An 11,745-nucleotide genomic window follows, 5' to 3' on the forward strand; every position below is an offset into this window, starting at 1 on the left:
AATACATACTTGTATTATAATTTAGTTTCATTATTTTGAAGAAAAAATGAAAAAATTTTTATGGTATTATAATATTTGCAATGAGAGTAATCTATAGTACGCATATGGTAAAATGTGTAATTTTAACTTTCAGAATTATTATATAGTATTTCGAGAAAAAAATGTACAAAATAACGAATTTTATTTACCAAAGTAAAGGGAGTAGAAATATATATGAAAAGGCTATGTATCATTCCATGCGGAAAAAAGAAAATTTGGGATAAACATTCAGACTACGGACCGATGGAAGCAAAAGATGTATATATTAGTCCGTTCGGAAAAGCATGTCAGGCGTACGAAACTATGTTTTTCGAAAACTGGGTTATATTATCAGCGAAACATGGATTTTTAAGACCAAGTGATATTGTATTAGAAAACTATGATCTTGCATTTGATTCAAAAAGCGATGAGGTAATAAGTATAGAGCAATTACAAAAACAGATGGTAGATAAAAGTTTACTACAGTTTGACGAAATCGTCTTATTAGCAGGGAAGAAGTATAAAAAAGTAGTGACAAAGTTATATCCAGAAGAAATGATTACATATCCGCTAGAGGGGTGTAAAGGAATTGGGTATATGTTGCAGAGGTTGAAAGAAGCTGTGAAGGAAGGGGAGGAAATATAGGTGTAGTTTCAGTGATTTTAAACTCTATTTATTTAGGGAGCTGAAAAGTAAAATAGAGTTTTTAGGCATCGCCGAAAGGGTGATGCTTTTTGTTCGTGTCGTCATTCATGTAAAAGTAATTTAGAGAATAAATCATTCGATTTATGAAGCGATAGCTTTTTTATATCAAAAACAAATTGCGTCACTTTTAGAAAATGTAGGACGTATGGGCACAGTTAAGATTGTAAGTGGGAATAGCAATAAGACAAGTTTTGAATAAGATATTAAGAAAGGAGATGTTGATGAATAATGGCTAGATATAGTTTGCACGGAGGACACAATAGTATTGTTCAAGGTGCTAATTTCGGAAATCGGAAAGAACACGTTCTAGATAGGCAAGTTAAAGATGCCGTGGCGGCTAAGTTAAGAGCCCTAGGACACACGGTTTATGACGATACGGACGAGGTAGGGACAACTCAATCACAAAATTTAAATAATATCATTCGGAATAGCAATTCCCATGCTGTGGATTTAGTTATTTCTTTTCATCTTAATGCAAGTGATGGAAATGGACAGGGTGTTGAGGTTTTATATTATGATCAGAAAGATTTGGCGGCTAAAATCTCAGCTCAACTAGCAAAAGATATTGGATGGCGTGATCGAGGTGCGAAACAACGTACAGATTTAGCAGTATTAAATGGAACGAAGGCACCGGCTATTCTTATTGAATTAGGGTTTATTGATAATGAATCCGACATGGCAAAATGGAATGTTGATAAAATCGCTAATTCTATTGTATTTGCTCTTACAGGACAAACTGGAGGAGGTGCAGCGGATTTGCTCAAAGTAAAAACTGGTGGTGTAGCATTTAGTAATTTACAAGCTTTGGCTCAAGCTATGGTTGATGCGGGTATTGATGGACAAATTGTCGTTCAAAAAGATGGCATTGGTTATGCTATAACGAATGGCTATCCGTCCGGGAATATCGATAAATTTACAACTTGGTTAGATGCACGTAAATGGTACTATGAGTACGTGAGATAAAAGTAGTTTGCTAAATAAAAATAAGAGCCGTCATGTGACGGTTTTTATTTTTATTTAATCTTTTAACTCTACTTATAATATGGAGAAAATAGACTAATAAACAAGCCTTTGTATACTTTCAAACATAGAATATGATGAATTCTATCAAGGAGGAAGCATATTTATGAGAAATACTTGTCATTGTGGACATTTTCAAGATTGTAATAAATTTTGGGATGATTTAATGTTTGGGAGATGTAGATGTAAGCGCAATGATTTTCACGAGTGTTGTTGCAAAGAGAAACCGAAGTGTGAGTGTGAAAAATGTCATTGTAAAACAAAAGCGAAATGCCATTGTAGGCATGAAGAGGAAGGGTATTAATAATAAAAAAGAGTACGATGCGTACTCTTTTTTGGGGTGATTATATTCCATCTTGAACAGATTTCTTTACAATTACCCATGTGTCTTTCTTTTTAACCGTTATAGCTACATTAGTTCCATTAGATTCCTTATAAAAGATATATCCATTGTTTGAGTTTACATATGTAACTGGTTCACCTATGCAATCTCGCGAGCAGGATTTGTTGACTAGTTCAATTAAGGATAGTTCACTTGGATCGGTTTTACTGGCTTCTATAACAGCATCAAGGCTTGTTTTTCGATAGCCTTGCAAGTTTATATGAAAAAGCTGCTCTATTTCTCCTGTAATGCTAGTGTTCATTACTTCTACTGAATTCTTTTTTTCTTGAAGAAAGCCGTTTTCATAAAGTAATTTTGTATAGCCAATCCATGCTATTAACACTAGCATGAAAAACATACCCGTCATTTTAAGTATTCGAAGTCGTTTGCTTATAATTGTTTCTGAGTATTTCATTCACTCTAATCCTCCAATGTTTTTAATTTAAAATATGCTTGGATACATACTTTTAGAAGAGGATGAAAGTTAATGAGTTTTTAATAAAAAAGAAAACATCCAGGGTTAGATGCTTTCTTTTTTTGGTATTTTTGGCTATCTGTTAGTTACTTGTTTCATAAGTGGTCTTATTTCTTTAACTGGTGGTTTCTTATCATAGGCATCAACGTAAGAAAAGTAGTAGTTTAAGTTTCTTAGAAGACCTTTTCCTATTTTTGCACTTAAGAAAGGAAAGACTTGTCCGGTATAATCATCGAGAGATTTACAGTAATATTTTTCATCTAAATATATACTGTATTTACATGTTAGTTCTACTAAAGGATTCCCTTCATCATCAAATACTTCTTTAGAATCAATAATATCTATTAGTGCAAATTTTTCATTTAAGTAAACTTTCTTTTTTTTCTCGTGTTTATTTGTAAGTATAAAAACGAGACCAATCGCGTTAATCAAACTATTTCCTCCTATAAAAAACGGATATTAATAAAATATATCGATATAAGCTAAATGTAAAGAGGAGAGGTGAAATATCATGGAGAGAAAACTAAATAAGCCGATTGGTGAGAGCTGATAATCAGTGGGGGATGAACAAACCCCTCACTGATTAAAGTTTCACTTTATTGAAAGACTTGCGGGAATTGTTTTACGATTGCGTTTGTTATCATGTCAGCCATTTCTAATGCTTCTTTTTCAATTTTATCGTAAAGTTTTACTCCTGCTTCATAATCTTTATTTAGGAAGGCAAGTGCTTCTGCTTTCGTTAGTGCTAAATGTTCATAAAACATTTTTCTAAATTCTTCTTTATCTATATATGGGTTGATACTGTTAAGAAATTCAATAATTGCGTCACCATTAGCGTACCATTTTTTCTCTATAGCGGCCGCTGCATTTTGATTACCAGCTTTTGCGGCTTTAACAAGATCCGCTGCAATTACTAAGTGATCTTTAATTAATGCACTATATTTTTTTACTGCATCTTCACCGTAAAATGGTTCAAGTGATAGTCCCATATGTGTTGCGTTTTGTAGAAGTCGTCCAACAGTAACGTTAACATCTGGTAAATTAAATACTATACTTATAATAGCCAATCTCGTCCAAGCGACGTGTTGTTCCCATAAAGAACGCATATATCCTTTTAAAAAATTCTCATTTTTACTAATTCGGTAGTTCCGTACGGATAAATCATAGTTTACATAAGGGTTATGGTAGGGGGAGTAATACGATTGCCAATAAGAATACATAAATAGTAACACTCCTTTGAACATGTATAACTCAAAGTATGATGAAGATTTATTTTTAGTTCCGTGTCCTAGATTATTTTTAGGGAATTTGAAATGGAGAAATTCAATGAATGGTGTTGTGATATATATGAATAATTGAATATAAAGTAAAAGAGGGTCTGCAAGGGAAGTTACAGACCCTCAAAAGGGTATTGCCGAGATGTCGGACTCGACTACGTAATGTTATCATAAAATTCTTTTGAAAAAACCTGGTAAATGTGTCCAAATGAAATTGGGACCTTCATACAGTCAAAGGGACCTGCTTTCCGCGGCAGGCCCCAATAACTAGATAATGTCGATGAGCAAAAAACTCATCTGGAGTACTTTTATAGTAACAAGTAAAATGTGTTTTGTGTATTGAGAAAGAAGAATTGCATAATTATATGTGAACAATTTAACTCCCAACAATTTATGATTATCATTAATTGTTGGGAGTTAAATATGGTTATAAAATGGAGAAAAGATTTGGAAGTGAGATTGAGGTGCATAGAAGTATGTAATTATGAAAAAGACCTGCTAATATAAGCAGGTCAACTTAAGGGGTTTATCCAACAGATTATTATATATGTTAACAACTCAATTGTAGTAAGTCTATATGTTTAATATTGAGAAAACTTCTGTGAATAATATATTTTTTGCGCATATATTAACGTTTAAAAAGTTGAGAAAGAAAATTAAAAAGCCTTTTATAAGAGAATAATGGCTGATACTTATAGTATGATTCATATTTCCACGCATCATTATTAGAGAATTGGAGTTGTTTTGTTTTCGTTTTTGCCGTGATGGACCTCGTATTACGATGTTTCATATAGTAACCTCCTGAATTTATATGTATACGATTAGTAGTATTCAAGAAAGGGAAATAAAATGAACATTTAAATTGAAACTCTTTCTTCTTGTGTACTGGATTTACGTTATAAATGTTGTAAAACATATAAAATAATGATGCTAATTCATATTAAATAAGTGAAGAAACATAGAAGAATGAAAAAACAATAAGCATCTAATCATCCCTTTCAAGTCGCATAAGTGATTGATATAATAGAAGTAGATGAAAGATAAAGAAAAGCGGGTGACTCTTTTTTGTTTACTAAAGCACAAGAACTTTTAGCGTCCTACTTTGGTTATTCTTCGTTTCGAAGAGGACAAGATGAAACAATTAAAAATGTACTAGATGGGAAAGATACGGTTTGTATTATGCCAACGGGTGGCGGTAAGTCGATTTGTTATCAAATTCCGGCATTAGTATTTGAAGGAACGACGTTGGTTATATCACCTTTAATATCACTTATGAAGGATCAAGTAGATACATTGGTACAGAATGGCATTTTAGCTACATATATTAATAGTTCTATATCTATTGCAGAAGCAAATCAGCGAATTCAATTAGCGAAACAAGGACATTACAAGTTACTTTATGTGGCGCCTGAGCGTCTTGATTCGATGGAGTTTGTTGACCAACTTATCGATATGAAAATCCCTATGATTGCGATTGATGAAGCACATTGTATTTCACAGTGGGGACATGATTTCCGTCCAAGTTATTTACATATACATCGCATATTAGATTATCTTCCAGAAAAACCGCTCATATTAGCATTAACAGCAACAGCAACACCGCAAGTACGTGATGATATTTGTAACACACTTGAAATTAATCAAGAAAATACAATTATGACAACGTTTGAGCGTGAGAATTTATCGTTTTCTGTCATTAAAGGGCAAGATCGAAATGCATATTTGGCGGATTATATTCGTCAAAATCAAAAGGAATCTGGGATTATATATGCAGCTACTAGAAAAGTAGTCGATCAGTTATATGAAGATTTGATGAAGGCAGGTGTTTCTGTATCAAAATATCATGCTGGTATGAGTGATAGTGATAGAAATGAGCAACAAGAACTCTTTTTACGAGATGAAGTAAGTGTAATGGTAGCAACATCTGCATTCGGGATGGGGATTGATAAATCGAATATTCGTTACGTAATTCATTATCAGCTTCCAAAAAATATGGAAAGTTACTATCAAGAAGCAGGACGTGCTGGTCGTGACGGATTAGATAGTACATGTATATTGTTATATTCTTCTCAAGATGTACAAGTACAGCGTTTTTTAATTGATCAATCAACTGGAGAATCACGTTTTTCAAATGAACTTGAAAAATTGCAAAATATGACCGATTACTGTCATACAGAACAATGTTTACAATCATTCATTTTGCAATACTTTGGAGAAGAACCGAAAGAAGATTGTGGACGCTGTGGTAATTGTACAGACAATCGCGAGAGCATCGATGTGACAAGGGAATCACAAATGGTTTTATCATGCATGATTAGAACCAACCAACGCTTTGGAAAGCAAATGATAGCGCAAGTATTAACTGGGTCGAAAAATAAGAAAGTTATTGAATTTAATTTTCATACTTTACCAACGTATGGGCTTTTATCGAACCGTAGTGTAAAAGAGGTCAGTGAGTTTATTGAGTTTTTAATTTCAGACGAGTTAATTGCAGTTGAACATGGCACTTATCCGACGTTAAAAGTAACTGAAAAAGGGAAAGAAGTATTACTTGGTAAAGAGAATGTTTTACGAAAAGAACGAGTAGAGACAAGACAAATTGTTCAAGACCATCCTTTATTTGAAGTGCTTCGTGAAGTACGTAAAGAAATTGCACAAGGAGAAGGTGTACCTCCGTTCGTTATTTTTTCTGACCAAACATTAAAAGATATGTGTGTGAAAATGCCGCAAAGTGATTCCGAATTGTTGACGGTAAAAGGTATCGGAGAACACAAACTTGTGAAATATGGCTCGCGCTTCTTACAAGCAGTTCAGCATTTTATTGAGGAAAATCCAAATTATGCTGAAACGATTAAGACAGAATTAGTTTCAGAGCGTAAAAAGTCAGGAAAAGCGTCCGCAAATTCTCATTTAGAAACGTATGAAATGTATAAACAAGGTATTGATTTGAATGAGATTGCAAAAGAACGTAACTTATCAAGACAAACAATCGAAAACCATTTAATTCGCTGCTATGAGGATGGAATGGAAGTAGATTGGCAAAGCTTTGTTCCAGCAGAGTATGAATCTCTTATTGAAACTGCCGTTCAAAATGCAGATGGTGGTCTGAAATCTATTAAAGAACAGCTTCCGAATGAAGTGAGTTACTTTATGATTCGTGCTTATTTACAAATAAGAAAGTAGAGGCATATAAAGGGGATAAGAATTTATGTATCATGTTTTCGTTTATGGCACGTTAAGAAGAGGACAAACGAATGCTCATTATATGCTAGGTGCAACATGCATCGCAGACAGAGCTTGGACATATGGAAAATTATTTGATACGAACGAAGGATATCCGGCCATGACTTATTCGATTGAAGAACAGGTGTATGGAGAAGTTTATGTAGTAAATGATGAGATATTGTGTAAGTTAGATGAACTAGAAGAATATACAGGTAATGCGGAGACTGATTTATATGATCGAATCACGCAAACAGTATATGTTGCTGATAGGGAAATTGAGGCATATGTGTATATTGCTCAAGATAAAAAGATGTTAAAGAAAGTTATAGACTCTGGTGACTGGCTTATGTATCAAAAAATATAATAAGGTAGTTTTAAAAATTGGAAAGCAGATAATGACGAATTCATTATCTGCTTTTTATTGTGTGAATAATTGTCGTTCTCTTTTTATTCTTATAGTTCTTAGTACGATTCCAATTCCGAGAAATAAAACAGTAGCAGCGACCCCGCTAATAGGATTTAACCAAAAATCACTACTGTTTGTAAGGGTAATAATCCCTGTTATTGTAACTAAAACAGTAGGAACAGCATCTTCGATCGCATGCATGATAACACATGGCCAGACGGATTTTGTAAGTCTATATATTTCAACATACATAATTGACCAACAAACCATAAGGATACAGCCAGATAAAAGCATATTTAATCTTGAGATAGATTCAAAATATTCATTTGGCAAAAAGACTATATAATATGCAGCATGCCAAAGTGCCCAAATGAAACCAGAAATAATATAAATGTACCAATCATTTAGATTTAGTTCAATCAATTTTGGAGTTAAATAACCACGCCAAGAAAACTCTTCAAAAATGTTTTTAATAAAGTTACCAATAGAAGACATGACTATGAGTGACAATAACGTGGATATATCAAAACTAGAAATATGAGCTACTCCAAAAATGAGCGATATGCTTATCGTTATTACTGTAACGAATGGATAAATAAGTAGTGCAGTGAAATACCATATAAAGTTTCCTTTCAAATTTGGCTTGATGCCAAAATCATTCCAATCTCGGCTAATAACTCTAAGTAAAATGCTTACGAGGAAAGGGAATATTAGCCATAATCCCATACCTAAAGTGTTTCCTTCAGGTTGGTTTGTTAGAAGAGAATCTAGAAATACCCCAATCCATCCACTGGCCAAAACAGTGAATACAAAAATAAGTAAATATAACTTTAGTGATTTCTTTTTCGCGACATTCATTTGAAGAGCCTCCTTTACTTTTATTTATCTTACTATTTATGGGCAGTAAAACGCCCATTGATTAAAGTCTTTAATTTTTACAATGTTTTTTAATAGATAAATTAAATAGGAGACAAATAGAAAGTAGTATCTTTTGCATGCATCACTATACTATATGTGTATTTGTGTGATTTAGATGTTGTATATTCTTTTTAAATTAGAAAGATGAAAAGTAAGTTTTTTCGGAAAATTCAAATGGAAACTATTGACTTTATGATTGGATTTTTAATACAATGATACTTCGACTGAAAAATTAGAACGGACAGGAGGGAATCGTCGAAATGAGCAACATATTTGAAGATGAGTTACAAAAAATGAAGGATACTTTACATACGATGGATGAGCAATTGGATAAGCTTGAAAAAATCCCAGTTTATTATGGAGAAGATTTTAAAGAGCAAATTCTTGAAAGTATGAGGGAGTCTAATAGACAAAACTTACGTATTGGTGTGCAAGAGCCGTACTTTGGAAGGTTAGATTTTCAGGAAGATGGAAAAGAAGAAGTTATGCCGATTTATATCGGAAAAGTAGGGGTTTCGGATATGGACACGATGAAGCCGATCATTATTGATTGGCGAGCGCCTGTCGCAAGTATGTTTTATTCATTTACTGGTGGAGAAGAATTAGCATTTTATCAATCACCAGATGGGTTAGTAGAAGGTGATGTGTATTTAAAACGAAACATTTCCATTCGAAAAAGAGAACTTGAACGTGTTGTTGATACATATGTAAAAGGAAATGAAGATGTATCGCATGCCGATGATTTTCTTCTATATCGATTAGGTGAGAATAAAGATAATAAGCTAAAGGATATTGTTTCAACGATTCAATCGGAACAAAATGATATTATTCGAGCGGAAAGAAATTTACCATTACTTATTCAAGGGGTTGCAGGGAGCGGAAAGACAACAATTGCTTTACATCGCCTTGCTTTTTTAATTTATGAATATCGTGAACAACTAGAAGCAGAAAGAATGATCGTATTTGCGCCGAATAGTCTGTTTTTAGACTATATTTCGAGTGTACTTCCTGAATTAGGTGTAGGGAATATTAGTCAAACAACGTTTCTGGATTGGGCATTACGTACGTTAGATGATTCAGTGAAACTAAAGCAGACAGAAGAAAAATTGAAAGAAGCATTTTCAATTAATCGTGATGAAAAGAAGGTAATGCTAGGTAAATTAAAGGGTACGTTGGAATTTAAGACGTTTATTGAAGAGAGACTGATCCAATTTGAAAATGAGTTAGTTCCGACAAAAGATTTTGAGGCGTGGGATAGAGCGATTATTCCAGTAGAAGATATTAAAAAATGGATGCAAGTTGAATATAAACATTATCCTTTACAGAAAAGAAGAGAACGATTAGTAGGACGAATGAAGCGCTGGATTGAAATTGAACTTAAAAAATTCGGGGAAACAAACGAGAAAAAATTACTTAAAAAAGAAGCGACTAAGAGACTGAACGCATATATGAAGTTTTGGCCGAAAATGAGTGCTCTTTCACTGTATAGTTCAATAGTAAAAAGTAAAGAAATACTTAAGGTATTACCTGAAGAACTTGTTAAAGAAACAGAAAAGAGTTGTCGTAAAAAAGAAGTGTATGTAGAAGATTTACCAGCTTTAATATACATACATCATCGTATAACAGGGATTGAAATCGGGCAGAAGTTTCATCACGTTGTTATTGATGAAGCGCAAGATTTTTCGCCTTTCCAAGTTTATGTATTAAAAGAAATTACATTAGGTAATTCTTTCACTATATTAGGTGATTTATCGCAAGCGATTTATGATTACCAAGGAATTGAAGATTGGAATGCTTTTAAGGAAGTATTCCAAGAAACCGGTTATTATGAATTGACAAGAAGTTATCGTTCTACAAAAGAAATTATTGAATTTGCAAATGAAATAATTAAAAATGCAGAAATCCCAGTAGGACTCGCAACACCAGTCTTCCGCAGTGGAGAAGATGTGAAAGTAATTCATGCCGAAAATCAATTTACTAAAATTGTGAAGACGGTAAAACATTTGCAAAATGCAGATGTGAAAACAATTGCGGTAATCGGAAGAACAGAAGATGAATGCCGTGATATATATGTGAAATTAACAAATGCAGGATTAACGGTAAACGTAATTGAAGCAAACCAAAGTAAATATGAAGGTGGTATATCAGTAGTACCTGTCTATTTAGCGAAAGGTTTAGAATTTGATGCGGTGCTTTTAATTGATGTGGATGAGGAACATTACAAAAACACAAAACATGATGCAAAGTTACTATATGTCGGATGTACGAGATCACTTCATGACTTATGGATTTTCCATAGTGGGGAAGCGTCACCTTTAATTAAAGGATTAAAATAAAGTGAAACTATAATCAGTGGGGAGTTTTTCTGCAAGCTAATGTGGGATAAATATAAAAAGAGGATTTTCTAGTACTGTATGAAAATCCTCTTTTTTATATTGAAATGGTAGATGAATTAACGACTTGAGCTGTTGTGTAAATAATATACAATGACCTTTTCTAATTCCTTAGTTTGTTCTTTTTCCCATATACGAACAGCATCTACTGGAGTTTGTGTATGTTTTAACCAATCTAGAATAAGATGTAGTTGTTCTTGTATTTGCCCAATGTTTTGCTCCTTTATGTTCTTATTCTGAATTCTATCAATTAATTGAAGCATATAGGGAAGTTTTTCTATGCATTCGCTTAAATCTCCGCAATAACCTGAAGGGAATTCATGTGTGCCAAATTCTAAAGTATTGATGTAATTAGAAACTAGGTATATCATAGCTTCTTGTTCGGTATCACCACCTAATTCAATCGCTTTTCGAAGGAATTTTTCTAAATCGTCTTCTTTATTGCTAGAGTCCATATAAATTCCTATCCATCTAAAAGGTCTTGAATCAAATGGGTTGTTTTCTGTCCATCTATATAGAATGTCAATTAGAAAACTATTTAGTGAGAAAGTTAAGACCTCATCTTTTTCGTTTAATGCATCTAAAATAGTAAACAGCGAAATGGCAAACTCTTCTTGATCTTTTGATTCCCATTTCTTTGCATTTGTAATAAATGTCTCTAAATGTTTAAAAGCTAATTTTCGAAGTCCCGCTTCGCGATGCTGACAGTAACAAATAAAATTATGCCAATGCTCAGTTGTATTCATATGTATAATAATAGTTTGTAATGCAGTGAGAGGTTTATCCATTATAAGTCCCCAATCTATTAAGCACGTGTTGAAAATTTAGTGTTATTATATCATTACATAAATTAAAGTGGGAAGAATTTAAGATGGATTTTATTGGTCACGGGATCCAATCGATTGGTAATGTAGCGGTTCTAACAG

General features: G+C 33.2%; 12 protein-coding genes. 6 read left to right on the plus strand and 6 right to left on the minus strand.

The window, feature by feature from the left end; translation table 11 throughout:
• Positions 1 to 213: 213 nt before the first annotated feature.
• The 3 genes from GBN78_RS25415 to GBN78_RS30410 all read left to right on the plus strand — a co-directional run bounded on the left by GBN78_RS25415 (position 214) and on the right by GBN78_RS30410 (position 2,087).
• Positions 214 to 663, plus strand: coding sequence for a DUF6884 domain-containing protein (locus tag GBN78_RS25415; RefSeq protein ID WP_152127841.1), 450 nt, complete (start codon positions 214 to 216; stop codon positions 661 to 663).
• 288 nt (positions 664 to 951) lie between these two features.
• Entirely contained in the window at positions 952 to 1,686 is a 735-nt protein-coding gene (locus GBN78_RS25420) for an N-acetylmuramoyl-L-alanine amidase (protein ID WP_152127842.1), read from the plus strand.
• A gap of 227 nt (positions 1,687 to 1,913) precedes the next feature.
• Entirely contained in the window at positions 1,914 to 2,087 is a 174-nt protein-coding gene (locus GBN78_RS30410; protein WP_000503012.1) for a hypothetical protein, read from the plus strand.
• On the opposite strand, the gene GBN78_RS25425 is transcribed toward GBN78_RS30410, so the two are convergent.
• The 4 genes from GBN78_RS25425 to GBN78_RS30415 all read right to left on the minus strand — a co-directional run bounded on the left by GBN78_RS25425 (position 2,088) and on the right by GBN78_RS30415 (position 4,667).
• On the minus strand, positions 2,088 to 2,540 hold the full coding sequence (locus GBN78_RS25425) for a hypothetical protein (RefSeq protein WP_000877572.1): 453 nt from the start codon (positions 2,538 to 2,540) through the stop codon (positions 2,088 to 2,090).
• Between the two features lie 135 nt (positions 2,541 to 2,675).
• A complete protein-coding gene (locus GBN78_RS25430) occupies positions 2,676 to 3,032 on the minus strand; it encodes a hypothetical protein (RefSeq protein WP_000606231.1) in 357 nt (118 codons plus the stop codon).
• A gap of 164 nt (positions 3,033 to 3,196) precedes the next feature.
• A complete protein-coding gene (locus GBN78_RS25435) occupies positions 3,197 to 3,820 on the minus strand; it encodes a hypothetical protein (RefSeq protein WP_000287727.1) in 624 nt (207 codons plus the stop codon).
• Positions 3,821 to 4,505: 685 nt separating this feature from the next.
• Positions 4,506 to 4,667, minus strand: a complete 162-nt coding sequence (locus GBN78_RS30415; protein ID WP_033697080.1) for a hypothetical protein — start codon at positions 4,665 to 4,667, stop codon at positions 4,506 to 4,508.
• Positions 4,668 to 4,942: 275 nt separating this feature from the next.
• Between GBN78_RS30415 and recQ the strand changes: the two genes are divergently transcribed.
• The gene (gene recQ, locus GBN78_RS25440) at positions 4,943 to 7,060 is read left to right on the plus strand and encodes a DNA helicase RecQ (protein WP_152127843.1); all 2,118 of its coding nucleotides are present in this window, start codon (positions 4,943 to 4,945) and stop codon (positions 7,058 to 7,060) included.
• Between the two features lie 25 nt (positions 7,061 to 7,085).
• Positions 7,086 to 7,466 (plus strand): gamma-glutamylcyclotransferase family protein, encoded by a 381-nt coding sequence (locus GBN78_RS25445; RefSeq protein WP_000274908.1) that lies wholly within the window; start codon positions 7,086 to 7,088, stop codon positions 7,464 to 7,466.
• A 54-nt stretch (positions 7,467 to 7,520) separates the two neighbouring features.
• Here the strand turns inward: GBN78_RS25445 and GBN78_RS25450 are convergent, their stop codons facing one another.
• Positions 7,521 to 8,366, minus strand: coding sequence for a CPBP family glutamic-type intramembrane protease (locus GBN78_RS25450; protein WP_001099766.1), 846 nt, complete (start codon positions 8,364 to 8,366; stop codon positions 7,521 to 7,523).
• Between the two features lie 320 nt (positions 8,367 to 8,686).
• Here GBN78_RS25450 and GBN78_RS25455 point away from each other — a divergent pair, with 320 nt between their 5' ends.
• Entirely contained in the window at positions 8,687 to 10,762 is a 2,076-nt protein-coding gene (locus GBN78_RS25455; RefSeq protein WP_097918549.1) for a HelD family protein, read from the plus strand.
• A 116-nt stretch (positions 10,763 to 10,878) separates the two neighbouring features.
• Here the strand turns inward: GBN78_RS25455 and GBN78_RS25460 are convergent, their stop codons facing one another.
• On the minus strand, positions 10,879 to 11,607 hold the full coding sequence (locus tag GBN78_RS25460) for a hypothetical protein (RefSeq protein ID WP_000360501.1): 729 nt from the start codon (positions 11,605 to 11,607) through the stop codon (positions 10,879 to 10,881).
• Between the last annotated feature and the right edge of the window lie 138 nt (positions 11,608 to 11,745).

Origin of the sequence: Bacillus sp. B2-WWTP-C-10-Post-4 (genome assembly GCF_009183805.1) — a bacterium.
GTDB classification, from domain to species: Bacteria; Bacillota; Bacilli; order Bacillales; family Bacillaceae_G; genus Bacillus_A; species Bacillus_A cereus.

What these genes read in the sequence shown, in the direction of transcription:
- GBN78_RS25425 (WP_000877572.1), bottom strand. Translation starts at nt 2,540, where the DNA reads ATGAAATACTCAGAAACAATTATAAGCAAACGACTTCGAATACTTAAA.
- GBN78_RS25420 (WP_152127842.1), top strand. Translation starts at nt 952, where the DNA reads ATGGCTAGATATAGTTTGCACGGAGGACACAATAGTATTGTTCAAGGT.
- GBN78_RS25435 (WP_000287727.1), bottom strand. Translation starts at nt 3,820, where the DNA reads ATGTATTCTTATTGGCAATCGTATTACTCCCCCTACCATAACCCTTAT.
- GBN78_RS30415 (WP_033697080.1), bottom strand. Translation starts at nt 4,667, where the DNA reads ATGAAACATCGTAATACGAGGTCCATCACGGCAAAAACGAAAACAAAA.
- GBN78_RS25415 (WP_152127841.1), top strand. Translation starts at nt 214, where the DNA reads ATGAAAAGGCTATGTATCATTCCATGCGGAAAAAAGAAAATTTGGGAT.
- GBN78_RS25450 (WP_001099766.1), bottom strand. Translation starts at nt 8,366, where the DNA reads ATGAATGTCGCGAAAAAGAAATCACTAAAGTTATATTTACTTATTTTT.
- GBN78_RS25455 (WP_097918549.1), top strand. Translation starts at nt 8,687, where the DNA reads ATGAGCAACATATTTGAAGATGAGTTACAAAAAATGAAGGATACTTTA.
- GBN78_RS25445 (WP_000274908.1), top strand. Translation starts at nt 7,086, where the DNA reads ATGTATCATGTTTTCGTTTATGGCACGTTAAGAAGAGGACAAACGAAT.
- GBN78_RS25460 (WP_000360501.1), bottom strand. Translation starts at nt 11,607, where the DNA reads ATGGATAAACCTCTCACTGCATTACAAACTATTATTATACATATGAAT.